Origin of the sequence: Streptomyces sp. NPDC096339, assembly GCF_044762985.1 — a bacterium.
Lineage (GTDB): Bacteria > Actinomycetota > Actinomycetes > Streptomycetales > Streptomycetaceae > Streptomyces.
This window is the reverse complement of sequence record NZ_JBIWFI010000037.1, coordinates 1-26,895: the sequence shown is the minus strand read 5'-3', so window position 1 is coordinate 26,895 and position 26,895 is coordinate 1. Positions and strand designations below refer to the sequence as shown.

The following is a 26,895-nucleotide window of genomic DNA, read 5'->3' as shown; positions in this document are numbered from 1 at the left end:
GGGCGCCGCCCCCTCCGCCCCGCTCAGCGGTTGCCGACCGCCTGCTTGACCAGGGTCCTGCCGAAGTCCCACATGAGCCCCGAGCCGCCGTGCGCATCGTCCATGACCGCGCGGAAGGCCACGACGAACCGGTCGACGTCGCGCTCGTCCACGATCAGCGGCGGGATGAGCTTGATCACCTCCAGATGGTCCCCGGAGACCTGGGTGAGGATCCGGTGCTTCTGGAGCAGGGGCACCACGACCATCTGCGCGAAGAGCCCCTTGCGGGCCGCCTGGAGCATCGTCCAGCGGCTGCGCAGCCCCAGTGAGGTCGGCCGGCCGAACTCGATGCCGATCATCAGCCCGCGCCCGCGGACCTCGTGGAGCAGTTCGTACTCGTCCACGAGCGCGGCCAGCCGCCCGTGCAGCAGGTCGCCCATCGCCCGGGCGCCCGCCACGATCTCCTCGTCCTCCATGACCGAGAGCACCGCGAGCCCGGCGGCCATCGCCTGCGCGTTGGAGCCGAAGCTCGCGGAGTGCACGAGCACCCGGTCCATGGAGGAGTAGACCTTCTTGAAGATCCAGTCCTTGCCGAGGGTCGCGCCGACCGGCACGTAGCCGCCCGACAGCGCCTTGGCCACGCACACCAGGTCCGGCTCCACGCCCGGCTCGTGCTGGTAGGCGTAGAAATCGCCGGTACGTCCCAGGCCGGTCTGCACCTCGTCCGCGATCAGCAGTGCCTTGTGCCGGTGCAGCAGTTCCTGCGCGGCCGACAGGAATCCGGGCGGGGCCGCGAGGACCCCCTTGCCCTGGATCGGCTCGACGACGAGGCCGGCCACGTCTCCCTTGCGGAGCTCTCGCTCCAGGGCTGCCAGGTCCCCGAGCGCGATCCTCGTATCGGGGAGCAGCGGGGCGAAACCGTCGCGGAAGCCGCTCTCCCCGTTGACCGAGAGCGAGCCCGTGGTCAGTCCGTGGAAGGCGTGGTCGCAGTACAGGATCCTCGTTCGCCCGGTGGCGTACCGGGCGAACTTCAGGGCCGTCTCCACGGCCTCGGTCCCGCTGTTGCCGAAGAAGACCCGGTCCAGGTGCGGGCTGTGGGAGAGCAGCTTCTCGGCCAGCAGCCCGGGCAGCGGCTGGCAGTCGAAGCGGGTGAGGTCGGCGAGCTGGGCGTCCAGGACGTCGTGCAGGGCCTGCCGTACGACGGGGTGGTGGCGGCCCAGGCCCATCACCCCGAAGCCGGCCAGCATGTCCAGGTAGTCGTTGCCCTCGGCGTCCCAGAAGTGGGCGCCCTCGGCCCGCTCGTAGACCTTGTCGAAGCCGATGGTGTGCAGCATCCGGGGCAGTTGGTGGTTGAGGTGCCTGGCGTGCAACTCGTACCGCTCCGCCCCGCGCGCCGCCAGCAGGGCGCCGAGGTCGAAGCCCTTCCCCCCTCGTGACTCCGCTGTCATGCCGACTGGTCCCGGTTGCCGCCGATCGTCTCGCGGGCCGCGCGGAGGGATTCCTTGAGCGAGCCCATGGTGGCGAGGACGGCGGTGGGTTCGTAGCCGCAGTGCGCCATGCAGTTGGCGCAGCGCGGGTCCTTGCCGCGGCCGTACTTGCTCCAGTCCGTCTCGTCGATCAGTTCCCGGTAGGTGGGAACGTAGCCGTCGCTCATCAGATAGCAGGGGCGCTGCCAGCCGAAGAGGGAGTAATTCGGAATGGCCCAGGCCGTGCAGGGGAAATCGGCCTTTCCTTCGAGGAAGTCGAGGAAGAGCGGAGAGTGGTTGAGCCGCCACCGCCGGCGGTTGCCGCCCGCGAAGGCCTTCTTGAAGAGTTCGCGGGTCTGTTCGACGCCCAGGAAGTGCTCCTGGTCGGGGGCCTTTTCGTAGGCATAGGCGGGCGAGATCATCATTTCGTCGACCTGGAGGTCGTCATTGAGGTAGTTGAGGACCTCGATGATCGTCTGCGGGGTGTCGGTGTTGAAGAAGGTGGAGTTGGTGGTCACCCGGAACCCGCGCTTCTTCGCCTCCTTGATGGCCGCGACCGCCTCGTCGAAGACGCCTTCCTTGGCCACGGACTCGTCGTGCCGTTCGCGCAGGCCGTCGATGTGCACGGCGAAGGCGAAATAGGGCGAAGGCGTGAACTTCTCGATCTTCTTGCGCAGCAGCAGCGCGTTCGTGCAGAGGAAGACGTACTTCCGCTTCGCCACCAACTGTCGGACGATCTCGTGGATCTGCGGGTGCATCAAGGGTTCGCCGCCCGCGATGGACACCATGGGCGCTCCGGACTCCAGCACGGCGCCGACCGCCTGGGCGACCGGCATGCGCTGCTTGAGCACTCCCGCGGGGTGCTGGATCTTCCCGCAGCCCTCGCAGGCGAGGTTGCAGGCGTAGAGCGGTTCGAGTTCGACGATCAGCGGGAACTTCTCACGCCTGCGGAGCTTCTGTTCGAGAAGATAGGTCCCGACCCTGATGGACTGTCGCAGCGGCATGGCCATCTGGCTCACCTCCTGGGGAGCAGCAAAGAACGGTGCCAGTCGTAGAACGCGGGCAGCACGGCACGGAGAACACGGAAGGCCGATATTCCACCGCGAACCGTGCCGATACGGACGAGCTCATGTTCCGGAGCGTCCACGATCACCCGGACGGCCGCAACCGGACGTCCCCCACCCGACGGAGGGCGGTGGCCGCGGGTCGCGGTCCACAGGGTGGACGCCGACTCCATGTCGACCGCGATCGCGCCGGTCGCGCGCAGCTGCGCGCGCTCCTGGCCGCGGACGACGTGGTCCGATCCGGTCAGTGCGCCGGTGTGCACGGTCCGGCCGGGGGCGGCCCGGGCCAGTGCCTCGGCGAGCAGGGCGCTGCCGGTGCAGGTGACGGTCCCCTGCGGGTCCCGGGTCTCCTCGGCCACGACCAGGTCGCCGGGGTGCATGCCGGGGACGAGCCCGGCGCAGAACCCGGTCGCGAGGACGGCCGCCCGGTCCATCCCCGGTCTCTCCAGTGCCCGGCCGACGGCCCGCTCGGCGGCGCGCGGGCCCATGCCGGTGCGCAGGAGCTCGTACGCCTGCGGGGCGCCCCGGCCCGCGCTGCGCAGTGCGGCCTGCTCGATGCGCAGGGCGCAGGCGACGAGCAGCGGGTCCGGGTTCTCGGCCCGGTCCGCTCCGGCGGTGGGCATCAGGACTCCCCGGCCGCGGTGAACGGTTCGCCGTGCAGGTAGCGGCCGAGCGCGGTCAGCGGGAAGACCTGCCGGTACAGGTGGTAGTTGATGGAGAAGTCCCAGGGGAAGCCGGTGCCGGTGAAGTGCGGTTCGTCCCAGGAGCCGTCCTGGCCTTGCGTCCGTACGAGGTGGGCGACGCCCCTCTCCACGGCCTTGCCCTCCCGCTCGCCGGCCGCCATCAGGGCCATCAGCGCCCATGCGGTCTGCGAGGCGGTGGAGTCGCCCTTCCCGGCCCAGGCCCGGTCCTTGTAGGAGCGCTGGTCCTCGCCCCAACCGCCGTCCTCGTTCTGTACGGATTCCAGCCAGCGCACGGCCCGCCGGATCGCGGTGTGCGACGGGGCGATGCCGGCGGCGGTCAGGGCCGGGACCACCGATCCCGTCCCGTAGACGTAGTTGGTGCCCCAGCGGCCGAACCAGCAGCCCTCCGGCTCCTGTTCGGCGAGCAGCCAGGCGATGCCGCGCCGGGTGCGGGCGAGGCCCGCCTTGCCCTCGAAGGCGAGCATCTCCACGACGTGCGCGGTGACGTCGGCGGAGGGCGGGTCGACGACCTCGCCGAAGTCGCAGAAGGGCAGCCGGTTGGGGAGGACGCTGGTGTTGTCGGCGTCGAAGGCGGCCCAGGCGCCGTTCCCGGACTGCATGCCGAGGGTCCAGGAAACACCGCGGGCGATGGCGGCCTCGACGCGGGCCGGGTCCGGGTGGTCGATCCGGCGCAGCGCGAGGATCACCTCGGCCGTGTCGTCGATGTCGGGGTAGGTGTCGTTGTGGAACTCGAACGCCCAGCCTCCCGGGGCGAGTCCGGGCCTGCGCACCGCCCAGTCGCCGGTGCGGACGATCTCCTCGCCGAGCATCCAGTCGGCGGCCTTCACCAGCGCGGGGTGGTCGGGGGGCAGCCCGGCGTCGGCCAGCGCGATGGCGGCGAGGCAGGTGTCCCAGACCGGGGACTGGCAGGCCTCGATCATCCGGGCGCCGTCCTCGCGCCAGACCGCGAAGCGGTCCAGGGATTCCAGCCCGGCGCGCATCACGGGGTGGCCGAGGTCGTAGCCGAGCAGGTGCAGGGCGATGACCGAGTACACGGCGGGGGGCTGGATGCCGCCCCAGCAGCCGTCGTTCTCCTGGCGTTCGACGATCCACCGGCCGGCGGCGGCCATGGCCGCCTTGCGCAGCCGGCGGGGGGCGAAGCGCCGGTAGACGTGGAGGGCCTTGTCCATCCGCTGGAAGGCGCCGTCCCAGGTCGTGGCCGGCGCGAGCCGCCGGGCCGGGTAGGGCGCGCGGGCGTCGGTGTGCAGTTCGTCCAGCGCGAAGGGGGCCGGGCGGACCGGGCGCAGCGCGGAGACCACGGTGAGCGGGACGATGGTCTGGCGGGCCCAGCAGCCGAAGTCGTAGATGTTCAGCGGCACCCAGGACGGCAGGAACACCAGCTCGGGCGGGAGTTCGGGCAGGTGGTCCCAGCTCCACCAGCCGAAGAGGGCGAGCCAGATCCGGGTGAAGACCCGGGCGGCGGCGATCCCGCCGCGGGCGCGGATCCAGGCGGAGGCCCGGACCATGTGCGGGGCGTCGGGGGCGTCCCCGGCCAGGCGCAGCGCGACGTACGCCTCGATGGTGGCGGAGAGTTCGGGCGGCCCGCCGTGGAAGGTGGCCCAGGTTCCGTCCGCGTTCTGCTCGCCCCGGATGAAGAGGGCGGCGGCGTGCGTGGTGGCCTCGTCGCGGATCCCGAGGAACTGCCGCAGCAGGAGGTCCTCGGCGTCCATGGTGACGTTGGTCTCCAGGTCGCCCTTCCACCATCCGGCGGGGTCCTGACGCTCCAGCAGGTGCCGCGTCGCCCGGGCGGCGGCCTCCTGCGCGGCGATGGTGCCCGCGTCCTGCGGCTCGCGCGGTTCCGCGGCCCGAGGACCGGCCCCGGTCGGGTCCGTGGATGTCCGGGCCGTCGGCCGCGCCCGGTCCGGTGTCGGGCCGGGCAGGGCGTCCGCGCCGGCGCGCGGGGTACCTGGTCGGGCGGGGGCGGGCTCCGGGGGGCCGGGCTCGGCCTGCCCGGCGGGGGCCGGGCGGCCGGTGTCCGGCGCGCCGGCGCCTTCAGCCGCCGCCGGGCCGGGTTCGTATCCGCTGCCGGCGCCGGCGCTGTCCGCGCTGCCGTCGGTCGTCGCTGTCATGGCTTCCCCTTCGTGCAGTCGGTCCTCTGCTGTGCTGGGGTCTGCCGTCGGCCGGCGCGTCCGCGCCGGCCGGCGACTCGCGAGTCATATCCGCCGTCGGGTGGCGATCACCTCTTGCGCACGACGACGAAGTCGGCGAGTGCGACCAGCTGCTCGCGCACCCGCTGCGGCATGTCCACGTCGTCCAGCGCGCGGATCGCGATCGCGTGCTGGCGGCGTGCCTCGTCCGCCGTCCACTGGCGGCCGCCCGCCGCCTCGATGAGCGCCGCGCGGGCCGCGAACTCCTCCTCCGAGAAGTTCTCGAAGTCGCTGCTCTTCGCGTCCGCCGCGAGCAGCTCGGCCAGTTCGGCCGAGGCCGGGCCGCCCGCCGCCAGCGCGGCGACGACCGGCAGGGACTTCTTGCGCTGGCGCAGGTCGCTCCACGTCTGCTTGCCGGTGGCGTCCGGGTCGCCCCAGATGCCGAGCAGGTCGTCCACCGCCTGGAAGGCGAGGCCCAGGTGGTAGCCGTACTCCTCCAGCTTGTCGGCCGTGCGGTCGTCCGCGCCGCCGAGCACCGCGCCGATGGACACCGCGCAGGCGAGGAGGGCGCCGGTCTTGTTGCCCTCCATCTCCAGGCACTCCTCGACGGTGACGCTCTCGCGGTGCTCGTACGAGATGTCCTGGGCCTGGCCGTCGATGAGCTTGCGGCTGGCCGTGGTCAGCCGGCGCGTCGCGCGCCCGGCCTCGACCGTGCCGAGTTCCAGCAGGACCTCGTTGGCGAGGGCGAACAGCGCGTCGCCGACGAGGATGGCCTGGGCCGGTCCGTGGACCTTCCACACCGTGTCGCGGTGGCGGCGCTGCTCGTCGCCGTCCATGAGGTCGTCGTGCAGCAGCGAGAAGTTGTGCACGAGCTCGACCGCGACGGCGCCCGGGATGCCGACCTCGGCGGGCACTCCGGCGGCCTCGGCGGAGAGCAGTGCGAGCGCGGGCCGCACGGCCTTGCCGCCGTCGCCGTCCGCCGGGTTGCCCTGGGCGTCGATCCAGCCGAAGTGGTAGGCGGCGACGGTGTCCATGGGCGCCGCGAGCCGGTCGACGGCGGCACGGAGCACGGGGGTCGACAGGGTGCGGCCGCGCTCCAGCAGGGCGAGCGTGTCGGCCGTCTCGACGCCCCCTCCGGCCGTGCCCACACTGGCACCCGTGTTCTCGACAGCCGGATTCCCCGGGTTCACTGGCTCTCCTCTGGTTCCTGTACGTGCTGCGGTCGTGCTGATGGTCGTCATGCCGCCTCCTGCAGAGGGTTTTCGCGGTGGCGGCCGAGGGCGGCGAGTGCGGCGTGTGCCGCGCCCAGTCCGCTCCTGACGGCGCTCTCCATGGTCGCGGGCCAACCGGTGGCAGTCCACGCACCGGCCAAGTAGAGCCCCGGCGTGTCGGTCCGCGCCCCGGGGCGCAGCCGGCCGACGCCGGGGGTGGGGGCGAACGTGGCCGTCCGCTCCCGGGTGACGAAGAAGTCCCGTACCTTGGCGCCCCGCGCGGCGGGCAGCAGCCGCTCCAGCTCCGGAAGGTACTTGGCGCGCAGGACGGAGACGGGTTCGTCGATGTCGTCCTGGGCGGCGGACTGGGACAGCGCCAGGTACTGGCCGCCGTCGGGCAGTCCGGAGGAGTCGGTGCGGTCGAAGACCCACTGCACCGGCGAGCCGAGCGCGGCGAAGAAGGGCTGCCTGAGGACCTTGCGGTCGTAGACCACGTGGACGTTGAGGATCGGCGCGGTGCCGATGTCGAGGAGCTTGTCGGGGTCGGGCAGCGCCCCGGCCGGCAGGAGCCCGTGCGCCTCGCGCTGCGGGACGGCGAGTACGACCGTCGCTGCCTCCAGGGATTCGCCCTCGGTGTCGACCCGCCAGGTCCCTCCCGGCGTGGCGGAGATGCCCGTGACCCGGGTGCGCAGCCCGGTCCGTACGCCGGCCGCGTCGAGCTGCTTGCGGGCGAGGGTGTCGTGCAGGTCCCCGAGGGGTACGCGGGCCCAGCCGATGTCGGCGGCGCCGTTCTCGGAGAGCAGGCCGGTCTTGAAGACCATGGCGGCCAGGCCGAGTGAGGAGTGCTGGGCGGTGGCGTTGAGCGTGGCGATGCCGACGAGGTCCCAGAGGGCCTCGATGGTACGGGCGGACTGGCCGTAGCGGCCGAGCCAGGTCGCGAAGTCCACTCCGTCCAGGGCCGGGTCGGCGGGGTCGAGGCGGCGCAGCGCGAGGGCGGCGCGGCCGACGCTCGCGCGCTCGGCGAGGGAGAGGTGCGGGTAGCGGGCCAGCGACCCGGCCAGGTGCAGGGGCACGGGCAGGGCGCTGCGGCGCAGCCGGCCGAGGCGCGGGCCACGCGGGTGGGCCACGTCGAGGACGGGTACGTCGAGGCGCTCCTGCAGGGGCGCGAGGGCGGCGCCGTCGACGCGGTCGAGGAACCAGCGGTAGGCGGTGCAGCAGCGCAGGTAGACGTGCTGGCCGTTGTCGACGGTGAGTTCGCCGCGCTTGAAGGAGAAGGCGAGCCCGCCGAGCCGGGGGCGGCCTTCGAGGAGGGTCACCTTCAGCCCGGCGTCGGCGAGTTCGAGCGCGGCGGTGACGCCGGCGAGGCCGCCGCCGACGACGACGGCACGCTGGTCGCTGCCGCTCATGCGCCCTCCAAGGTGGTCCGGTGGCCCTCCGGGCCGGTCGTACGGCGCTGCTCGCGCATGTCCCGCCGGGCGCGGCCGGAGCCCACCGGAAGAGACGCGTCCGCCGTCACGGCGGTTGCCCGGGCGGCACCCCGCGCCGCCGGGGTCGGGTGTGCGGCGGGGCACCCCCGCAGGGCGTCGAACGCAACCCCGCTGCGCTTCCCGGCGCCTGGAAACGTTCGACGCCCGAGGAGGCGCCCCGCCGCGCGCCCGGCCCCTCGCGTGCGGGCCGCCCCGGGGTGCCGCTGCGCGGAGCAGTCCCCCACCCCGCCCCTTCCCGAAACCGGGGCTCCGCCCCGGGCCCCGGTCCTCAAGCGCCGGACGGGCTGGAAAGACCTGGGGCTCCGCCCCAGACCCCGCGCCTCAAACGCCGGCGAGGCCGAGTTTGCCCGGCCTGCACCGGAAACCGCGGGCGGCCGCGGCGCGGCGGACCGCGTCAGCAGGGGCATCACACCCGCCTCCGGGAGGACCGGCGGGAGATGGTGCGGGCGTCCAGGCCCGAGAGGCCGCGCACGGCCACGTACGCCTTCTCGTGCGGCGGGAGCGAGACGCGGCCCCGCAGCACCGCCTCCGGCTCGCGCTCGATGCGGTCGAGGAGGCGCCGGTAGATGCCGGCCATGGCGGCCACGCAGGCGCCGCTGCGCCGGTCGAGCATGGGCAGCAGCCGGTAGCCCTCCACGAACAGGGCGCGGGCGCGCCGGACTTCGTGGTGGACGAGCCCGGCGAAGTCGGAGCCGGCGGGTGCCCGGTCGCCGTGGAAGCCTTCCGAGCAGCCGAACTTGGCGAGGTCCTCGGCGGGCAGGTAGGTGCGCCCGTTGGACGCGTCCTCGCGGACGTCCCGCAGGATGTTGGTCAGTTGCAGGGCGAGGCCGAGCGTGTCGGCGTACTCGCCGGCGCGGGCGGCCTCGGGCGCGCCCGGGGTCGTGCCGAACACGCCGAGCGAGAGCCGCCCGATGGCCCCGGCCACGCAGCGGCAGTAGACCTTGAGGTCGTCCCAGGTTTCGTAGGTCTCGCCGCGGACGTCCATCAGGACCCCGTCGATGAGTTCGTCGAGGCCGCCGAGCGGGATCGGGAAGCGGCGCGAGGCGTGCGCGAGGGCGACGGCGACCGGGTCGGTGTCGTCCTCCTCGACCTCCTCGGCCCGGATCCGCCCGAGCAGCGCACGGGTCTCCTCCAGCCGGACCAGCTTCGCCTCCGGCGTCAGCGTGCCGTCGCCGATGTCGTCGACCCGCCGGGAGAAGGCGTACAGCGCGGACATCGCCTGCCGCTTGTCGGTGGGCAGCAGCCGGATGCCGTACGCGAAGTTGCGCGCCTGCGATCCGGTGACGGCCTCGCAGTAGCCGTAGGCCGCCTGGACGGGTGCGGACACGTGTGCGGTTCCCTCCACGGTCGGGCTCACCCCTTTCTCGGCGCGGTGCGCAGGACGGCGGCCACCTCGCGGAGCAGGCCGCTCTTGGTGGGCCCCGGCGGTCCGGGGAGTACGTCGAAGCCGGCGGCGGTGACGGCTCGCAGTGCGGCGCGCCCCCCTCCCACGAATCCCGCGAGGAGCAGGCGGAGTCTGCCGTGCACGCTGCCCACGAGCGGGACGCCTTCGTCCAGCAGCTCGTGCGCGCGCTCGGCCTCGTAGGCGATCAGGGAGCGTACGGCCGCGCCGGCGGACGGGGCGGCCAGGTCGGATTCGGTGACGTGGAACTGCCGCATGTCCTCGGCGGGGAGGTAGATCCGGTCGCGGCCGAGGTCCTCGGCGACGTCCTGGACGTGCTCGACGATCTGCAGGGCGGTGCACACGGCGTCGGAGCGGCGGATCCGCTCGGGGGTGCTGGTGCCGGTGATCGAGAGCACGAGGCGGCCCACCGGGTTCGCGGAGAGCTCGCAGTAGCCGAGCAGGTCGGCGTACGTCTCGTAGCGCGCGACGTGCTGGTCCTGGCGGTTGGCCTCGATGAGCCCGAGGAACGGCTCGGGGGTCAGGCCGTGGGCGCGGACGACGGGCTGGAGGTTCAGCAGCAGCGGGTGCCGGGGCGGGCCGTCCGTGCCGCCGAAGACGCGCAGCAGGTCGGCCTCGAAGGCGTCGAGCATGGCGAGCCGGTCGTCGACGGCGGCCGGGTCGAGGCCGAGGAGCACGGCGTCGAGTCCGCCGGGGGCGAGGTCGCCGTCCCCGATGTCGTCGACGAGGCGGGCGTAGCCGTAGACCGCCGTCAGGCCCTCGCGCCAGGCGCGGGGAAGGAAGACGGGGGCCACGGGGAAGTTCTCCGCGGCCGCTTTGTCGAGGGTGGCGCGCACGTGGACGGTGTCGGACGAGGAGCGGATGCCGAGCCCGGGGGTCACCGCCCGCCGCCCGGGGCGGGGACGGCCGTAGAGCCTGGGGGCCGGAGAATTCCCGTAGCCATTGCCGTCACATCTCCCGTTCTACACTGCCGACCCAATACATCCTATTTCGGACACGCCGCCGGGGTATCCCGGGGGCTGTGCCCGGAACTCTCCACAGGCCGCTCACCTGTGGGGAATCGTCCCCTCTTGGCTTGATTCAGGACCGCATCAGCTTACGCTGTACAACGCCGCGACGGCCTCCCGGGTATTCGTCGCGCCGCTTAATGTCGCCCCGGAATACGGAAACATGCCGAGGCCCCCACCGCGTGAAGCGGCGGGGGCCCGGGCGAAACCGACTCGCGGTCAGCCGTTGGACGCCTTCTCGTAGGCCGAGACGACTTCCTCCGTGGGCCCGTCCATCAGGAGTTCGCCCTTCTCCAGCCACAGCACCCGGTCGCAGGTGTCGCGGATGGACTTGTTGTTGTGGCTCACCAGGAAGACCGTGCCGGCCTTCTCCCGCAGTTCCCGGATACGGTTCTCGGAACGCACCTGGAAGCTGCGGTCACCGGTGGCGAGCGCCTCGTCGATCATCAGGACGTCGTGGTCCTTGGCCGCCGCGATGGAGAAACGCAGACGCGCCGCCATACCGGAGGAGTAGGTGCGCATCGGCAGGGAGATGAAATCGCCCTTCTCGTTGATGCCCGAGAAGTCGACGATGTCCTGGTAGCGCTCCTTGATCTGCTCGCGGCTCATTCCCATCGCGAGACCGCCGAGGACGACGTTGCGCTCACCGGTGAGGTCGTTCATCAGCGCCGCGTTCACACCCAGCAGCGAGGGCTGGCCGTCGGTGTAGACCTTGCCGGCCTCGCAGGGCAGCAGACCCGCGATGGCGCGCAGCAGGGTCGACTTTCCGGAGCCGTTCGACCCGATGAGGCCGATGGCCTCGCCGCGGTACGCCGTGAAGGAGACACCGCGCACGGCGTGGACCCGCCGGACGCCCGGCGCGTCGCCCTTGCCCCGGCGCATGATCTTGCTGAGCGCCGCGGTGGCGCTGCCCTTGCCGGAGCTGCCGGTGTTCACGCGGTAGACGATGTGCACGTCGTCGGCGATGACGGTGGGGACGCGCCCCTGGTTGTTCTCAGCCACGGCCGTAACGCTCCTCAGCCTTCCAGAAGTACACGAAACCGCCGAGGCCGATCACGACGGCCCAGCCGACCGCGAAGAGCCAGACGTGGGGCGGCAGGTTCTCCGCCCCGTAGTTGTCGATCAGCGCGAACCGGATCAGGTCCATGTAGATCGCGGCGGGGTTCCACTGGAGCACGTCGCTGATCCACGCCGGCTTGCCCTGGAGCATCGTGCTGATCGAGAACATGACACCGGAGGCGTACATCCACGTACGGGTCACGAACGGCATCAGCTGCGCGAGGTCCGGCGTCTTGGAGCCCATCCGCGCGAAGATCATGGCGAGGCCGGTGTTGAACGCGAACTGCAGCACCAGCGTGGGGATGACCAGCAGCCAGGACAGCCGCGGGAAGTTCCCGAAGGCCATGACCGTGATGAACACGACGATCATCGAGTAGAGCAGCTGCCCGAGCTGCTGCATCGAGAACGAGATCGGCAGGGAGGCGCGCGGGAAGTGCAGCGCGCGGACCAGTCCGAGGTTCCCGGGGATCGCCCGGACACCCGCCATCAGCGAGCTCTGGGTGAAGGTGAAGACGAAGATCCCGATCACCAGGAAGGGGATGTAGACCCCCTTCGCCATGCCGCGGTCCGCATTGAGGATCAGCGCGAAGATCAGGTAGTAGACCAGCGCGTTCAGCAGCGGGGTCGCCACCTGCCAGACCTGACCGAGCTTCGCCTGGCTGTACTGCGCGGCCAGCTTGGCCCGCGAGAACTCCATGATGAAGTGGCGCCGGCCCCAGATCTGGCGCATGTAGTCGCCCAGGCCGGGCCGGGCGCCGCTCACCGAAAGGCCGTACTTCCTGGCGAGCTCCGCGGGGCTCAGTCCCGCGTCGGCGGACGGCGGCTTGCTCGTGGCGAGGGCGCCGTCGTGGGTTGTGTCACTCACAAGTTGAAACTTTCGTCTTCAAGATGCGGCCAGGTCTCGGGCATCAGGCAGGTGGCACGAGGCCCATGATCGCGTCATGTTCGCAGACGCGTGCTGGTCAGATGACAGGTGGTCTGCCCAGACGGGTCAACCGCCAGACCGTACGCCATCTCATCGGGCGGCGAGGACCGCAGGGAGTCGTCCACCCCTCGCGGAAACCGCCGAACCAGGCCTTCAACGCCGGTCCGGAGGGCTTGCGCAGGAGCGTCAGCAGGAGCCAGACGCCCAGGTAGACCGGGACCAGTGGAGCGGGCAGGTTGCGGCGGGCGAGCCACACCCGATTACGGGCCACCATACGGTGGTAAACGGCGTGCCGGGAGGGGGCCGTGGTCGGGTGCAGCAGCACCATGTCCGCTCGGTAGTCGATCGACCACCCGGCGTCAAGGGCCCGCCAGGCGAGGTCGGTCTCCTCGTGCGCGTAGAAGAACTCCGCCGGAAGGGCCCCGACCTGCTCGAACACCTTCGTGCGCACGGCATTGGCACCGCCGAGGAAGGTGGTCACGCGGGAGGAGCGCATCGGGTCCGAGGCGCGCAGCCGGGGCACGTGACGGCGCTGAGTGATGCCCGTCTCAGGGTCGGCGATCCGGAAGCTGACGATGCCGAGGCCCGGGTCCTCGGCGAATGCCTGCCGGCACAGCTCCGCGGTGTCGGTGCGCTCCAGCAGACCGTCGTCGTCCAGGAAGAGCAGGGCGTCCACGTCGGAGCCGCCGGGACCGAAGGCCTCGATGCCGACGTTGCGTCCGCCGGGGATGCCCAGGTTCTCGGGCAGGTCGACGGTACGGACGACCATCGGAAAACCCGTGACGCCGGTGACCTTCACGCCCTGGCCCACGACGACGACCTCGATCGGGTCGCCCTCCTGGCGGGCCACGGAGTCGAGCAGGGCCTTCAGGTCGTCGGGGCGGTTGCCCATGGTGATGATCACGGCGCCCAGCCGCATCGGCGTACTCACTTGAGCCTGCTGGAGGCCAGGATCGACACCAGGTGCAGCACGGTCTGGAGCAGCGCGATGGCGGCGAGGACGGCGACGCCGACCCGGGACCAGAACAGGTCGCCGCGGATCTGGTCCGCGACGGCCAGCACCAGGATGAGCAGGGAGGCCTCGATGCCCAGGACGAGGCGGTGGAACTTCAGCGCCGCGGCCGCCCGGCGGGCGAGCGCCATGCCGGAGGAGCGCGGCTCGGCCGCCGCGTCCTTGACCACGGGCTTGCCGGCCTGGTGGCGGGCGACGCCGACCAGGTCCGTCTCGGCCTTGATCAGGATCGCGCCGAGCGCCGCGAGGGTGCCGAGGAAAGCCCACAGCCAGTCGATCCGGCCGCCGCCCCACAGGTCGGCGGCGCGCAGGCCGAAGCCGACCAGGACCGCCGCGTCGCACAGGTAGGCGCCGACCCGGTCCAGGTACACGCCGGAGAGCGAGAACTGCTTCTTCCAGCGGGCGACCTCGCCGTCGACGCAGTCGAGCAGCAGGTAGAGCTGTACGGCCACGACGCCGAGGACGGCGCCCCAGATGCCCGGCACCAGCAGGGCCGGGAGGGCGAGGACGCCAGCGAGGGTCATCACGTAGGTCAGCTGGTTCGGCGTGACCTTGGTGGTGACCAGGATCCGGGTGATGCGCAGGGAGATCTCACGCATGTAGAGGCGGCCGCCCCAGTGCTCGCCACTGACCCGGTCCTTGACGCCCGCCGGGTGAACGACGGGGCGGAGTTCAGCTACGGATGGTCTTGGCATAGTCGGCGTAAGCGTCCCTGATCTCGGCGGCGGACAGGTTGAGGTGTTCCAGGATCGTGAAGCGTCCCGGGCGGGTCTGGGGGGCGTACTCGACGGCCGCGACGAACTCGTCGACGTTGAAGCCGATCTCCTCGGGGGCGACCGGCAGACCGTGCCGGCGCAGCACCTCCGCGAAGAGCCCGGACTGCTCGGCGGCCCCCCGCAGGTGCATCGCGAAGGCGGCGCCGAGGCCCACCTGCTCGCCGTGGAGCGCGGAGCGCCCGGGGTAGAGCAGGTCGAAGGCGTGGCTGATCTCGTGGCAGGCGCCCGAGGCGGGGCGGGTGTCCCCGCTGATCGACATGGCGATGCCGGTGAGGACGAGCGACTCGGAGAGCACGGTGAGGAACTCGTCGTCGCCGCAGCCGCCGGGGTGGCGCAGCACGGCCTCGCCGGCGGTACGGGCCATGGCGGCGGCCAGACCGTCGACGGGCTCGCCGGTGATCTCCCGGGAGAGCTCCCAGTCGGCGATGGACGAGATGTTGGAGATCGCGTCGCCGATGCCGGCGCGGATGAACCGGACCGGCGCCTCCTTGATCACGTCGAGGTCGATCACCATGGCGATCGGGGTGGGCACGCCGTAGGAACCGCGGCCGTTGTCGTTGTCCAGGATGGACACCGGCGAGCAGATGCCGTCGTGCGAGAGGTTGGTGGCGACGGCCACCATGGGCAGGCCGACCCGCGCCGCGGCGTACTTCGCCACGTCGATGATCTTGCCGCCGCCCAGGCCCACGACGGCGTCGTAGCGGCGGCCCTTTATGTCGTCGGCCAGCTTGACGGCGGAGTCGATGGTGCCGTCGACGACCGGGTACCAGTCGGCGTGCGGCAGTACGGGCTCCAGCCTGGCGCGCAGCGCCACGCCGGAGCCCCCGCTGATCGCGATGGCCAGCTTGCCGGAGGCGGAGATCCGCTGGTCGGCGAGGATGCCGTCCAGCTTGTCCATCGCGCCGCCGCTGATGTCGACGACGACGGGCGAGGGGATGAGCCTCGTCAGTACTGGCATGCGATCGTCCGGCCCTTGGCGAGGTCGTCGTGGTTGTCGATCTCGACCCACTTGACGTCGCCGATGGGGGCCACGTCGATCGTGAAGCCGTCGTTGACGAGCTGCTGGTAGCCGTCCTCGTAGTAGAGGTCGGGGTCGCGCTCGAAGGTGGTCTTCAGGGCCTCGGCGAGGGCCTCGGCGGCCTCCGGCTCGATGAGCGTGACGCCGATGTACTCGCCGGTGGCGTCCGACGGCTCCATCAGCTTGGTGATCTTCTGCACGCCGGTCCGGGAAGCACCGTCGCCGGCGACGACGACCTTCATCTCCTCGTCGGCCAGGTTCTTGACCGTGTCGAGGGCGAGGATGATCTTCTGGCCGTTGCCGCGGGCCGCGAGCAGGGTCTGCTCGACGGAGACGGGGTGGACGGTGTCGCCGTTGGCGAGGATCACGCCCTGCTTCAGGACGTCACGCGCGCACCACAGGGAGTAGGCGTTGTTCCACTCCTCGGCCTTGTCGTTGTCGATCAGCGTGATCTTGACGCCGTACTTGGACTCCAGGGCCTCCCGGCGCTCGTAGACGGCTTCCTTGCGGTAGCCGACGACGATGGCGACCTCGGTGAGGCCGACCGCGGCGAAGTTGCCGAGGGTCAGGTCGAGAACCGTCAGGCTCTCCTCGTCGCCCTCGGGGCCGACGGGCACGAGGGCCTTGGGCAGGGTGTCGGTGTAGGGACGCAGGCGGCGCCCGGCACCGGCAGCGAGTACAAGGCCGATCATGCTGGTTCTCCTTCGTCATGTACGGCGGGTGCCCCGGAGGAGACCCAGAAGCGGATGCTCTCCGCGAGCACCACGATTGCCACGAACACGGCCAGGGCCGTGAGCGCGACGGGGAAGTCCGATACGCGCGCCGCGAGGACGGCGGCGAGGACCGTGGTCAGCAGGACCCGGCCCTCGTGGCCGCCGATCGTCCGCACCAGCCAGTGCGGGGGCGCTCCGGTGCCACCGCGAATGCGGTACACCGTGTCGTAGTGATGGTAGGCGACCGCCGCGATCAGGCCGAATGCCGCCGGCAGGGCCCCGGGGACGTCCGCCTTGGCGGCGAGCACGAGGACCGTCACGTACTCCCCGGCGCGGAACAGGGGCGGGATCAGCCAGTCCAGGGCGCCCTTGAGGGGGGCCGAGACGGCGAGGCCGGCGGTCATGGCGTAGATCACCGCCGCGGCGATCAGCCGCGGGTCGCCGAACGGCAGGTACAGGGCGGCCGCGATGATCAGCAGCGCGCCGAGGGCCGCGACGTACACCGACCCGAAGGTCCCGGCGCGGCCGCGCAGCAGCCGGGCCTGGAGCTCGGCGAGCGGACCGGAGTCGGTGAGGTCGACGAGGGCCTGGGCGGCCCGGTCCGTGCGCTTCGCCTTGCGGGTCAGGGAGCGCAGCACCCGGCCCGCGGTGGTGTAGAGCGCGCCGAAGGCGCAGCCGACGATCAGGGCGTAGAAGACGATCCGGGGGGTCGTGAAGGCGGTCAGCACCGCGATCATGGCCCAGCGCTCACCGATGGGGAGGATGATCATCCGGCGGACCCAGACCGTCCAGCCGACGCTGTCGAGCCGGTCGGAGAGGGCGGCCGTGGGGCTCGTGTTCGCGGTGGCGTCGTGGTTGGCCTCGTTGAACGAGAAGTCCACGACGTGCCGGCAGGTCATGAGGACCATGGCGCCGACGGCGAGGCCCCACACGTCGTCGCCGTTCCGGGCGGCGCCGAGGGCCAGGCCCGCGTAGAAGGAGTACTCCTTCGCGCGGTCGAAGGTGGCGTCGAGCCAGGCGCCCATCGTCGAGTACTGGAGCGAGTAGCGGGCGAGCTGCCCGTCGGTGCAGTCCAGCACGAAGGAGACGAGGAGCAGCACGCCGGCCGCCACGTATCCCCAGCGCTCGCCGGTGGCGGCGCAGCCCGCCGCGATCAGCGCGGTGATCAGGGAGGCGGTGGTGACCTGGTTCGGGGTCAGCCCGCGGCGCGCGCACCAGCGGGCGATGTAGCGCGAGTACGGGCTGATGAAGAAGGTGGTGAAGAACCCGTCGCGGGACTTCACGGCGGTCCGCAGGCGGACGGCCTCGTCGTCCACGGCGGCGACGGCGGCGCTCGCCGCCTCCCGCTCCGCCGCGGTGGCGGGGACGGACGCGACGAGGGTGCCGAGCTCGGGGCGCTGCACGGTGGTCCCGGCGGCCTCGACGGTGTCGGCGAGCCGGTCCGCGTAGGGGCCGGAGCCGTCGGGGCCGAGCGCGGCGGCCTTGGCGGCGGCCTCGTCGAGGGCCGCGCGGGCACCGGGCTGCACGGAGAGCGCGCCGGTGACGGCGCAGGCGTCGAAGCGCGGATCGGTCAGCGCGAGGCGCAGGGCGTGCACGTGCCCGACGAAGGCACTGTCGACGACGGCCACGCGCTGGTCGGCGGGGACGCCCGCGAGTGCGGCGGCGGATTCCTTGGGACCGGCGGCGGGGCGGACGTCGAAGCCGAGGGAGCGCAGCTCGCCGGCGAGCGGTGATCCGGGGACCGGCAGGCCGGTGAGGATGACGGTCGGCAGACGAACTCACTCCTTGTGACGGATTGCGGACGGGCGCCCCCGCGGGGGCGCGGCACGTCGGCTGAGGCTATCGGATGAATGGAAGCAGGGGTTCATCACCCGTTTACGCCCCGATAAGCGGAATATTCCCGGGCAACCGGCCCCGCCGAGCCCTGGCGGAGCCGGGCCCGGGCCATCATTGACGATCATGGCGCCCTACCACAAACGGCGTGGATGTTACGGTGGACACGCCCTGTAGGTGAACGAGCGAGGAAGAGGTGGGTTGATGACCGTCGCAGTGGTCGCGGCCATGCGCAGCGAACTCCGGTGCGTCCCCCACGTCTTCGACACATTCCGCTTCCGGGCACCCGGCCGCCGGGCCTGATCACACCACCGACAGGCCCCCTGGTCGGCCGGAGCCCCCGTTCCAAGGGTTCACGTTGACCGACAACACCACTGGCACGTCCGCCTTCACCGAGGCCTTCTTCGCCCTGCACCACGGCCTGCCCCGGCAGGCTCCCGGCTCCGACGCGAGCACCCGTCACCTGCTGTCCCTGTGCGGACCGCTGCCGAAGCGGCCGCGCGTCCTCGACCTGGGCTGCGGCCCCGGCCGCAGCGCCCTGCTGCTGGCCGCCGAGGCGGGCGCGGACGGCGCCGAGGTGACCGCCGTCGACCTGCACGCCCCCTTCCTCGAAGAGCTGCGCACCGCCGCCGACGCCCGCGGGCTCGGCGACCGGGTCCGTACCGTCCGGGCGGACATGGGCGCGCTGCCCGCCGAGGAGGTCCCCGACGGCTCCTTCGACCTCGTGTGGGCGGAGGGCTCCGCCCACACCATCGGCTTCGACACCGCGCTCGCGCGCTGGCGACAGCTGCTCGCCCCGGGCGGTGCGATCGTGCTGACCGAGTGCCAGTGGACCGTGGCCGAGCCGTCCGCCGGGGCGCGCGCCTTCTGGGACGCGCAGTGCCCGCTGCGCTCCACCGCCGGGAACCTCGCCGCCGCCCAGAGCGCCGGCTACCGGGTGCTCGGCGTGCACCACCTGCCCGACTCCGACTGGGACGAGTACTACGGCCCGCTCGCCGAGCGGGTGCGCACCCACCCGGGCGACGGCTCCGCCGCGACGGAGGCCGCGCTGGCCGCCACCCGCGAGGAGCTCGGCGTTCGGGCCCGCCACGGGGACGAGTACGGGTACACCGGCTACGTGCTGCGCCCGGTGTCCGCCGGCGACGGCGGGGCCTGGCCGGCCCGCCCGGAGACGGCGGCCGACGTGGCCGCCGTACGGGCCGTCAACCTGGCGGCCTTCGAGACCCCGCTGGAGGCGGACCTCGTGGACGCGCTGCGCACGGACCGGGCATGGCTGCCCGGGCTGTCGTACGTGGCCGAGGGCCCGGACGGGTCGGTGGTGGCGCACGCCCTGCTCACCGCCTGCGAGGTGGACGGGGCACGGGCGCTCGCGCTCGCCCCGGTCGCGGTCGATCCCGCGCTCCAGCGCTCGGGCGCGGGCAGCTCGGTCGTCCGGGCGCTGCTCACGGCCGCCAAGGAGCGCGGGGAGTCGCTGGTGCTCGTGCTCGGGCACGCGGAGTACTACCCGCGCTTCGGTTTCCTACCGGCGTCGCGCTTCGGGATCCGGGCGCCGTTCGAGGTTCCGGACGAGGCCATGATGGCGCTCGTACTGGACGATTCCGTCCCGGTTCCGGCGGGCACGATCGGCTATCCGGCCCCGTTCGGAGTCTGATGTTCCGCTCCCCGCCGCGTAGCACGCGGCGGGGAGCGGACGCGGACAGATCTTCGAAGTGGGGACAAGACCCTTTTGTACGGCAGACTGAAGGCCGAAGTCCGAAGCGAAGGATGGGTATGCCGACCACACCAGCCACCGCCGCCAACAGCGCGACCGACGGCACCGTGACCCAAGAACCGATCATGCTCGAACTGGTCGACGAGTCCGGCAACACGATCGGCACGGCGGAGAAGCTCTCCGCCCACCAGGCGCCGGGTCAGTTGCACCGGGCCTTCTCCGTGTTCCTCTTCGACGAGCAGGGCCGGCTGCTGCTCCAGCAGCGGGCGCTCGGGAAGTACCACTCCCCCGGCGTCTGGTCGAACACATGCTGCGGTCACCCCTATCCGGGGGAGTCGCCGTTCGCCGCGGCCGCCCGGCGGACCCACGAGGAGCTGGGGCTCTCGCCCTCGCTGCTCGCGGAGGCGGGCACGGTGCGCTACAACCACCCGGACCCCGCATCGGGTCTGGTGGAGCAGGAGTTCAACCACCTTTTCGTGGGACTCGCGCAGGCCTCCGTGCACCCCGATCCGGAGGAGATCGCGGACACCGCGTTCGTCACCGCCGAGGAGTTGACCAAGCGGCACGCCGAAGTGCCGTTCTCTGCCTGGTTCATGACCGTGCTGGACGCGGCACGGCCCGCGATCCGCGAGCTGACGGGTGACGCGGCGGGCTGGTAGCCCTCTCCACGCTCCCCTAGCCGGCCGGGGTCGGCGCGGCGGGTGCGGCGGGTGCGGTGAGCGGCAGGGCCGCCCAGATGACCTTGCCGCCGGTCGACGTGTGCTCGACGTCGCAGACCCCGCCGGCCTCCAGCGTGACCTCGCGCACCAGGAGCAGACCCCGGCCGCCGGTCTGGCCGAAATCGGCCTCCAGCGCCTTGGGGCGGTACGGGTGGTTGTCCTCGACGGCCACCCGTACCCACGAGCGGCCGATCGCCACCTCGACCGCGACCTCCGGCGAGAGCAGGGCGGCGTGCCGGACCGAGTTCGTCACCAGTTCGGAGACGATCAGCAGCAGGGAGTGGACGACGTCCTGATCGGCGGGCACCCCCTGACGCCCGAGCAGGTCACGGACCGCGCGGCGGGCCTGCGGAACGGATTCTTCTACCGCGGGCGCGGTGAACCTCCACACCCCCTCGTACGCGAGGGGGTCGGCTGGAGCAGTCGGCTCCGCTTCCCTGGCTGGCGGGACGCTCCCGCTGACATCCATCTTCCGTCCCCCGTCTTCGCGCTCGATCGTCTCCACGCGTCAAGAGTGGGGAACGGGCTGGTCCGGACCGAACCGCTGACCAGAAGTCGGCGCCAATCGGACACTTTCTGACCACTGGCGCATGGCGGAGTCGGATTTCGACTGTTCCTGATCTCCCGCCGGGCCGGACAGATGGGATCCGGCCGTGATCCGGCCGGACCTCCGGATCACGGACTCCCCTGATCACGGGGATCGTTGCCCCGGGATAGCATCCGGCGCATGAACGCAGCAGCCGGGGAGCCGGCACTCCTCCACACGCGTGCCGACGGGGTGGCAAGCGTGGTCATCTCGCATCCCGCCAAGCGCAACGCCATGACGGCGGCGATGTGGCGGACGCTCCCGGAGCTGCTGGCGGGCCTGGCGGACGATCCCGCCGTACGGGTGCTCGTGCTGACCGGGGCCGGACCGACCTTCTGCGCGGGCGCGGACATCTCCTCGCTGACCGGGGACGAGGATCCGCGCGCCCTCGCCGTGGCCGCGGAGGAGGCACTGGCCGCCTTCCCCAAGCCGACGCTGGCGGCGATCCGCGGGTTCTGCGTGGGTGGCGGCAGCCAGCTGGCGGCGGCCTGCGACCTGCGCTTCGCGGAGGAGGGCGCGTCGTTCGGGGTGACCCCGGCGAAGCTGGGCATCGTCTACCCGGCTTCCTCCACCCGGCGGCTGGCGGCTCTGGTCGGCCCGGCCTGGGCCAAGTACCTGCTCTTCTCCGCCGAGTTGATCGGCGCGGAGGCGGCCCTGCGCGCCGGTTTCCTGAACGAGCTGCTGCCGGCCGGCCAACTGAACAAGCGGGTCGCCGAGTTCGCCCGGATCCTGGCCTCGCGCTCGCAGCTGACGCAGGCGGCGGCGAAGGAGTTCGCGGACGGCCGGACGGACCGGGAGGACCACTGGGAGGAGCAGGCCGCCGGAAGCGACGACACCGCGGAGGGTGTCGCCGCCTTCCTGGAACGCCGGCCGCCGGTGTTCACGTGGGCGCCGTGAGCGGGAACCCCGGCCGGAGGCCTGGGCCGGGGGTTCGCCGTTCGGCGCGGTGCGCCGCGAGGCGCCGGTACGCGGCGGCCCGACCGGGCGCCGTGCCCTGCCGAACCCTCCCGGACCGGCCCGCCGGCCCACCCGCGCCGGCGGAGCACCCGAGTACGTCCGGTACGAGGGCTTCCACCCGGGACCCGGTGAACCTTTCCGGTCACAGCACTAGGCCGGCGGATTGGTCGCGCGCAGATGTGCGACGAGCTCGGCCGGGGCCTTGTCCGGCGAGCCGGCGTCGTAGGGCGGCTGTGGGTCGTACTCCGTCATCAGCTGGACGGCCTGGGCGTACTCGTCCCCGGCGATCCGGCCGAGCAGGGTGAGCCCCATGTCGATCCCGGAGGACACCCCGGCGGCGGTGACGTACTTCCCGTCGGTGACCACGCGCTCACCGGTGGCCTCGGCACCGAACTTCGACAGCCGGTCCAGGTACAGCCAGTGGCTGGTGGCCCGGCGCCCGTCGAGCAGTCCGGCGGCCGCCAGCAGCAGGGACCCGGTGCACACGGAGGTGGTCCAGGTGGTGGTGGCGTCGACCGCGCGCAGCCACTGCATCACGGCGGGGTTCTCCATCTCCAGCTCGGGGTGCGGCCCCCCGGGCACGATGACGACGTCGGGCCGGGTCACCTCGTCGAGCCCCTTGTCCGCGACGAGCGCGAGTGCCCCGTTGTCGGTCCGGACGGGTCCGGGCCGCTCGGACACGAACACGACCTCGGCGTCGGGAAGCCGCCCGAGGGTGTCGAAGGGCCCGATGGCGTCGAGAGCGGTGAAGCGGTCGTAGAGCAGTACGGCGATCTGCATTTCTCCTCCGGAGCGGTAGACGAATCACGACACTGCCCCAAGCCGGGGCAGCACCTCTGCATTCGGGGCCGGGCAGGTCACCCCGGTCGGGCCATCCCATCCCTCGTCCGGGCGCAGGCCCGGGGTGCGGGGCGCGGGCCCGGGTGGTCGGGGCGGGGCGTGGCGGGGCTCAGGGGCCGGCGGTGGGGCCGAAGCGGCGGCGGTATTCGGCCGGGGGTTGGCCCAGGGTTTTCACGAAGGCGCGCCGCAGCGCCTCCGGCGTGCCGTAGCCGCAGGCGCGGGAGATCCCGGCGATCCCCTCCGTCCCCTCCTCCAGCAGCCGGCGGGCGTGTTCCACGCGGACCCGTTCCACGAACCGGCCCGGAGTGACCCCCGTCTCCGCCTGGAAGGCGCGCGCGAAGTGCCGTGGCGAGAGGCGGGCCCGCGCGGCGAGCGCGTCGACGCTCAGGTCGCCGTCCGGGTGCTCCGTGATCCACTGCTGTACGTCCCGCAGGGGATCGCGCCGCGCGGTCTGGGCCGCCAGCTGCGCGCTGAACTGCGCCTGGTTGCCGGGCCTGCGCAGGAACACCACCAGGTGCCGGGCGATCTCCAGCGCGACGTCCCGCCCGTGGTCCTCCTCGACCAGCGCGAGCGCCAGGTCGATCCCCGCCGTGACTCCGGCCGAGGTGGCCACCGGTCCGTCCCGTACGTAGATGGGGTCCGGCTCCACCACGACGGCCGGGTAGTCCCGCGCCATCTGCTCGCACACGTACCAGTGCGTCGTCGCCCGCCGCCCGTCCAGCAGCCCCGCCTCCGCCAGCAGCAGCCCTCCGGTGCACACCGACACGAGCCGCTCCGCGGCACCCCCGTGGGCGCGGAGCCAGTCGGTGAGCCGCGGCTCGAAGTCGGCCCGGTAGCGGCCCCCGGGCACGAGCAGCGTGGTCCCGGTGCCCGGCCGGGCGCTCTCCAGGTCCCCGTCGGGCACCAGCGTCAGGCCGCTGCTCGTCCGCACGGGCGCGCCTCCCGGCGACACCGTCCGGATGGCGTACCCCGACCGCCCCGGGAAGCGGGCGACGGCGGCGAACACCTCCACCGGCCCGGTCACGTCCAGGCTCTGCACCCCGTCGTAGAGGACGACGAGCACGTCGTTTCGCGGCGACAACGTCATGCCGTCATGGTGGGCCGACGCCGGCGATGGCCGCAATGACGTGCTTCCCACCTATCCCGCCATGCCGGACCCCACTCCGGACCCGCCTCGGGGACCCGGACGCCCCGGTGTCATCCTGTCGGGGTCCCCGCGCCGCCCTTCCGGAGTACCCCCCTGAACACCGTCGCCGCCGAATCCCTGTCGGCCGTCCTCCTCCTCGGGGTGCTGGCCTTCGCCGTGTTCCGCCCGCGCGGTCTGCCCGAGGCAGCGGCCGCCGTCCCGGCTGCCGGGCTGCTCGTCGCCTGCGGGGTGGTGTCCCCCGCCGACGCCTGGGACCGGGTGCGCGACCTGCTGCCCGTGGTCGGGTTCCTGGCGGTCGTCCTGGCCCTGGCCCGGCTCTGCGCCGACGAGGGCCTGTTCCGCGCCGCGGGCGCCGCGGTCGCCCGGCGCGCCGCCGACCGCGGCCCGACGGCCCTGCTCGGCGGGGTGTTCGCGGTGGCCTCGGTGGTCACCGCCACGCTGAGCCTGGACGCGACGGTGGTGCTGCTGACCCCTGTGGTGCTGGCGACGACGGCCCGGCTCGGGGCCCGGCCCCGGCCGCACGTCCTCGCCACCGCGCACCTCGCGAACTCGGCCTCGCTGCTCCTGCCCGTCTCGAACCTCACCAATCTGCTCGCCTTCACCGCGAGCGGCCTGTCCTTCACCCGGTTCGCGGCGCTGATGGCCCTGCCGTGGCTGGTGGCGATCGGGGTGGAGTACGCGGTGTTCCGCCGCTGGTTCCGGTCCGATCTGGCGGCCCCGCCCGAGCACGTGCCGGTAGCCGGGGAGCACCCGCCGCTGCCCCGTTTCGCGCTCGCCGTCCTCCTCCTGACGCTGGCCGGCTTCGCCCTGGCCTCCTTCGCCGGGGCGAGTCCCGCGTGGGCGGCCCTGGCCGGCACGGCCGTGCTGGCCGTTCGGGCCCTGCGGCGCCGGGAGACCACCCCGCGCCGGATCGCCGCCTCGACGGCGCCCGCGTTCTGCCTGTTCGTCCTGGCCCTCGGGGTGGTCGTGGGCGCGGTGGTGGACCACGGGCTCGGTGACGGGCTGGCCCGGGTGCTGCCGGCCGGGGACTCGCTGCCCGCGCTGCTGGCGACGGCCGCGGTGGCCGCCGTACTGGCCAACCTGATCAACAACCTGCCCGCGGTGCTCGCCCTGCTCCCGCTGGCCGTGCCCGGCGGGCCGGGACAGGTGCTGGCCGTGCTGATCGGCGTGAACATCGGCCCGAACCTGACCTACGCCGGCTCCCTGGCCACCCTGCTGTGGCGGCGCGTGCTCCAGGCGCACGCCGTACGCGTCTCCGTGTCCGAATTCACCCGCCTCGGCCTGCTGACCACTCCGCTCGGCCTGGCCGCCGCGGTGACCGCGCTGTGGGCCGGTCTGCGGGTGATCGGTACGTGACCGCCGGCCGGCCCGCGGCTGATCGGCCGCCGGGGCCGCGGGGTCCGGCCCGATAGGATCGGCGCATCATGACTGCAACCCTCGTCGCCAAGAAGCTCACCGCCGCGCACGGTGAGCGCACCCTCTTCGCCGATCTCGACCTCGTCGTCGCGCCCGGCGACGTCATCGGTCTCGTCGGCGTCAACGGCGCCGGGAAGTCCACGCTGCTGCGCCTGCTGGCCCGGCTGGACACCCCCGAGACCGGTGAGCTGCGGCTCTCCCCGCCCACCGCCGCCGTCGGCCACCTCCCGCAGGAGCCGGAACGCCGGCCGGAGGAGTCCGTACGGGAGTTCCTGGCCCGCCGCACCGGCGTGGCCGCCGCGCAGGCGGAGCTGGACGCGGCGACGCAGGGCCTGGTGGACGGGGCCCCGGGCGCGGACGACGCGTACGCGACGGCGCTGGACCGGTGGCTGGACCTGGGCGGCGCGGACCTCGACGAGCGGGCCGAGGAGGTCGCTGACGACCTCGGCCTCACGGTGGGCCTGGACCTGCCGATGACGGCGCTCTCCGGTGGTCAGGCGGCCCGCGCGGGCCTCGCCTCGCTGCTGCTCTCGCGCTACGACGTCTTCCTGCTGGACGAGCCCACCAACGACCTGGACCTGGACGGTCTGGAGCGGCTGGAGCGGTTCGTCAAGGGGCTGCGCGCGGGCACGGTCGTGATCAGCCACGATCGCGAGTTCCTGACGCGGACGGTCACCAAGGTCCTCGAACTGGACCTGGCCCAGCAGCAGATCAACCTCTACGGCGGCGGGTACGACTCCTACCTGGAGGAGCGGGCCCGGGCCCGCAGCCACGCCCGCGAGGAGTACGAGGAGTACGCGGACAAGAAGGCCGCCCTCGAAGGTCGCGCGCAGATGCAGCGCAACTGGATGGACAAGGGCGTGCGCAACGCCCGCCGCAAGGCGGGCGACAACGACAAGATCGGCAAGAACCTGCGCGGCGAGTCCAGCGAGAAGCAGGCCGCGAAGGCCCGCCAGACGCAGCGGGCGATCGAGCGGCTGGAGGTCGTGGACGAGCCGCGCAAGGAGTGGGAGCTGCGCATGGAGATCGCGGCGGCCCCGCGCTCCGGCTCGGTGGTGGCCACCCTGCGCGAGGCGGCCGTCAAGCGCGGTGACTTCGCGTTCGGCCCGGCGAGCCTGCAGATCGACTGGGCGGACCGGGTGGCGATCACGGGCGCGAACGGCGCCGGCAAGTCCACCCTCCTGGCCCTGCTCCTGGGCAGGCTGACGCCGGACTCCGGCTCCGCCGTCCTGGGCTCCGGCGTCCTCGTCGGCGAAGTTGACCAGGCCCGCGGCCTGTTCCTCGGCGACGAGCCCCTGCTGGAGGCCTTCTGCGCGGCGGTCCCGGACACCGAGCCCGCCGAAGTCCGTACGCTGCTGGCCAAGTTCGGGCTCAAGGCGGCCCACGTCCTGCGCCCGGCGGCCACCCTCTCCCCCGGCGAGCGCACCCGCGCGGCGCTGGCCCTGCTGCAGGGCCGCGGGGTGAACCTGCTGGTCCTGGACGAGCCCACCAACCACCTCGACCTCCCTGCGATCGAGCAGTTGGAATCCGCCCTGGAGTCCTACGAAGGCACGCTCCTGCTGGTCACGCACGACCGCCGCATGCTGGACGCCGTACGGGTGACGCGCCGCCTGGAGGTCTCGGCCGGCAAGGTCGTCGAGCTCTAGGTGTATTGCCCAGTGAGGTTGGTGACGCGGCTGGCGGGTGGTTTGCCTGCGAGCGCGGTGTGTCCGCGGTGGTGATTGTAGGTGTGGAGCC

General features: G+C 72.6%; 24 protein-coding genes. 6 read left to right on the top strand and 18 right to left on the bottom strand.

Annotated elements, in window-relative coordinates:
• Positions 1 to 23: 23 nt before the first annotated feature.
• From ACIQ5Y_RS32755 to ACIQ5Y_RS32685, 15 genes are all read right to left on the bottom strand, one after another.
• Positions 24 to 1,427 carry an aspartate aminotransferase family protein gene (locus ACIQ5Y_RS32755; protein WP_403888751.1) on the bottom strand — a complete coding sequence of 468 codons (1,404 nt, stop codon included), beginning with the start codon at positions 1,425 to 1,427 and terminating at the stop codon, positions 24 to 26.
• On the bottom strand, positions 1,424 to 2,455 hold the full coding sequence (gene hpnH / locus ACIQ5Y_RS32750) for an adenosyl-hopene transferase HpnH (protein WP_403888749.1): 1,032 nt from the start codon (positions 2,453 to 2,455) through the stop codon (positions 1,424 to 1,426). The genes ACIQ5Y_RS32755 and hpnH overlap by 4 nt, the downstream gene beginning before the upstream one ends.
• 5 nt (positions 2,456 to 2,460) lie before the next feature.
• Complete coding sequence (locus ACIQ5Y_RS32745; protein WP_403888746.1) at positions 2,461 to 3,132, bottom strand: 1-hydroxy-2-methyl-2-butenyl 4-diphosphate reductase; 672 nt, start codon at positions 3,130 to 3,132, stop codon at positions 2,461 to 2,463.
• Entirely contained in the window at positions 3,132 to 5,321 is a 2,190-nt protein-coding gene (shc, locus tag ACIQ5Y_RS32740; protein ID WP_403888743.1) for a squalene--hopene cyclase, read from the bottom strand. Before shc ends, ACIQ5Y_RS32745 begins: the two co-directional genes overlap by 1 nt.
• 107 nt (positions 5,322 to 5,428) lie before the next feature.
• Positions 5,429 to 6,529, bottom strand: a complete 1,101-nt coding sequence (locus ACIQ5Y_RS32735; RefSeq protein WP_403888740.1) for a polyprenyl synthetase family protein — start codon at positions 6,527 to 6,529, stop codon at positions 5,429 to 5,431.
• Positions 6,530 to 6,576: 47 nt separating this feature from the next.
• Positions 6,577 to 7,956, bottom strand: coding sequence for a hydroxysqualene dehydroxylase HpnE (hpnE, locus tag ACIQ5Y_RS32730; RefSeq protein WP_403888737.1), 1,380 nt, complete (start codon positions 7,954 to 7,956; stop codon positions 6,577 to 6,579).
• Positions 7,957 to 8,443: 487 nt separating this feature from the next.
• Positions 8,444 to 9,394, bottom strand: a complete 951-nt coding sequence (hpnD, locus tag ACIQ5Y_RS32725) for a presqualene diphosphate synthase HpnD (protein WP_403888734.1) — start codon at positions 9,392 to 9,394, stop codon at positions 8,444 to 8,446.
• Positions 9,391 to 10,320, bottom strand: a complete 930-nt coding sequence (gene hpnC, locus ACIQ5Y_RS32720; RefSeq protein ID WP_403888731.1) for a squalene synthase HpnC — start codon at positions 10,318 to 10,320, stop codon at positions 9,391 to 9,393. The genes hpnD and hpnC overlap by 4 nt, the downstream gene beginning before the upstream one ends.
• Before the next feature lie 345 nt (positions 10,321 to 10,665).
• Positions 10,666 to 11,448 (bottom strand): ABC transporter ATP-binding protein, encoded by a 783-nt coding sequence (locus tag ACIQ5Y_RS32715; RefSeq protein ID WP_403888728.1) that lies wholly within the window; start codon positions 11,446 to 11,448, stop codon positions 10,666 to 10,668.
• On the bottom strand, positions 11,441 to 12,370 hold the full coding sequence (locus ACIQ5Y_RS32710) for an ABC transporter permease (RefSeq protein WP_403888726.1): 930 nt from the start codon (positions 12,368 to 12,370) through the stop codon (positions 11,441 to 11,443). Before ACIQ5Y_RS32710 ends, ACIQ5Y_RS32715 begins: the two co-directional genes overlap by 8 nt.
• Positions 12,371 to 12,467: 97 nt before the next feature.
• Complete coding sequence (locus tag ACIQ5Y_RS32705) at positions 12,468 to 13,349, bottom strand: glycosyltransferase family 2 protein (RefSeq protein WP_403888826.1); 882 nt, start codon at positions 13,347 to 13,349, stop codon at positions 12,468 to 12,470.
• Positions 13,350 to 13,357: 8 nt separating this feature from the next.
• Positions 13,358 to 14,137: a CDP-alcohol phosphatidyltransferase family protein gene (locus tag ACIQ5Y_RS32700; protein ID WP_403888723.1), complete on the bottom strand. Its 780-nt coding sequence runs from the start codon at positions 14,135 to 14,137 to the stop codon at positions 13,358 to 13,360.
• On the bottom strand, positions 14,115 to 15,176 hold the full coding sequence (locus tag ACIQ5Y_RS32695) for an iron-containing alcohol dehydrogenase family protein (protein WP_403888720.1): 1,062 nt from the start codon (positions 15,174 to 15,176) through the stop codon (positions 14,115 to 14,117). Before ACIQ5Y_RS32695 ends, ACIQ5Y_RS32700 begins: the two co-directional genes overlap by 23 nt.
• Positions 15,164 to 15,928, bottom strand: coding sequence for a sugar phosphate nucleotidyltransferase (locus tag ACIQ5Y_RS32690; RefSeq protein WP_403888717.1), 765 nt, complete (start codon positions 15,926 to 15,928; stop codon positions 15,164 to 15,166). Before ACIQ5Y_RS32690 ends, ACIQ5Y_RS32695 begins: the two co-directional genes overlap by 13 nt.
• Complete coding sequence (locus ACIQ5Y_RS32685; protein ID WP_403888714.1) at positions 15,925 to 17,544, bottom strand: DUF5941 domain-containing protein; 1,620 nt, start codon at positions 17,542 to 17,544, stop codon at positions 15,925 to 15,927. Before ACIQ5Y_RS32685 ends, ACIQ5Y_RS32690 begins: the two co-directional genes overlap by 4 nt.
• Here ACIQ5Y_RS32685 and ACIQ5Y_RS32680 point away from each other — a divergent pair.
• From ACIQ5Y_RS32680 to idi, 3 genes are all read left to right on the top strand, one after another.
• Entirely contained in the window at positions 17,539 to 17,682 is a 144-nt protein-coding gene (locus ACIQ5Y_RS32680) for a hypothetical protein (RefSeq protein WP_403888711.1), read from the top strand. The two genes, ACIQ5Y_RS32685 and ACIQ5Y_RS32680, sit on opposite strands and share 6 nt — an antisense overlap.
• Before the next feature lie 458 nt (positions 17,683 to 18,140).
• Complete coding sequence (locus ACIQ5Y_RS32675; RefSeq protein WP_403888708.1) at positions 18,141 to 19,433, top strand: GNAT family N-acetyltransferase; 1,293 nt, start codon at positions 18,141 to 18,143, stop codon at positions 19,431 to 19,433.
• 119 nt (positions 19,434 to 19,552) lie between these two features.
• The gene (idi, locus tag ACIQ5Y_RS32670) at positions 19,553 to 20,152 is read left to right on the top strand and encodes an isopentenyl-diphosphate Delta-isomerase (protein ID WP_403888705.1); all 600 of its coding nucleotides are present in this window, start codon (positions 19,553 to 19,555) and stop codon (positions 20,150 to 20,152) included.
• Positions 20,153 to 20,168: 16 nt separating this feature from the next.
• On the opposite strand, the gene ACIQ5Y_RS32665 is transcribed toward idi, so the two are convergent.
• Positions 20,169 to 20,681: an ATP-binding protein gene (locus ACIQ5Y_RS32665; RefSeq protein WP_403888823.1), complete on the bottom strand. Its 513-nt coding sequence runs from the start codon at positions 20,679 to 20,681 to the stop codon at positions 20,169 to 20,171.
• Positions 20,682 to 20,939: 258 nt separating this feature from the next.
• Between ACIQ5Y_RS32665 and ACIQ5Y_RS32660 the strand changes: the two genes are divergently transcribed.
• Positions 20,940 to 21,695, top strand: a complete 756-nt coding sequence (locus ACIQ5Y_RS32660) for an enoyl-CoA hydratase/isomerase family protein (protein WP_403888702.1) — start codon at positions 20,940 to 20,942, stop codon at positions 21,693 to 21,695.
• 210 nt (positions 21,696 to 21,905) lie between these two features.
• Here ACIQ5Y_RS32660 and ACIQ5Y_RS32655 read toward each other — a convergent pair whose 3' ends face one another.
• Positions 21,906 to 22,535, bottom strand: a complete 630-nt coding sequence (locus ACIQ5Y_RS32655) for a DJ-1/PfpI family protein (protein WP_403888699.1) — start codon at positions 22,533 to 22,535, stop codon at positions 21,906 to 21,908.
• Positions 22,536 to 22,704: 169 nt separating this feature from the next.
• Complete coding sequence (locus tag ACIQ5Y_RS32650; protein WP_403888696.1) at positions 22,705 to 23,682, bottom strand: GlxA family transcriptional regulator; 978 nt, start codon at positions 23,680 to 23,682, stop codon at positions 22,705 to 22,707.
• Between the two features lie 153 nt (positions 23,683 to 23,835).
• Here ACIQ5Y_RS32650 and ACIQ5Y_RS32645 point away from each other — a divergent pair, with 153 nt between their 5' ends.
• Together ACIQ5Y_RS32645 and ACIQ5Y_RS32640 are read left to right on the top strand one after the other, a co-directional pair.
• Positions 23,836 to 25,098: an SLC13 family permease gene (locus ACIQ5Y_RS32645; RefSeq protein ID WP_403888820.1), complete on the top strand. Its 1,263-nt coding sequence runs from the start codon at positions 23,836 to 23,838 to the stop codon at positions 25,096 to 25,098.
• Between the two features lie 68 nt (positions 25,099 to 25,166).
• Positions 25,167 to 26,804 carry an ABC-F family ATP-binding cassette domain-containing protein gene (locus tag ACIQ5Y_RS32640; protein WP_403888693.1) on the top strand — a complete coding sequence of 546 codons (1,638 nt, stop codon included), beginning with the start codon at positions 25,167 to 25,169 and terminating at the stop codon, positions 26,802 to 26,804.
• Positions 26,805 to 26,895: the final 91 nt, after the last annotated feature.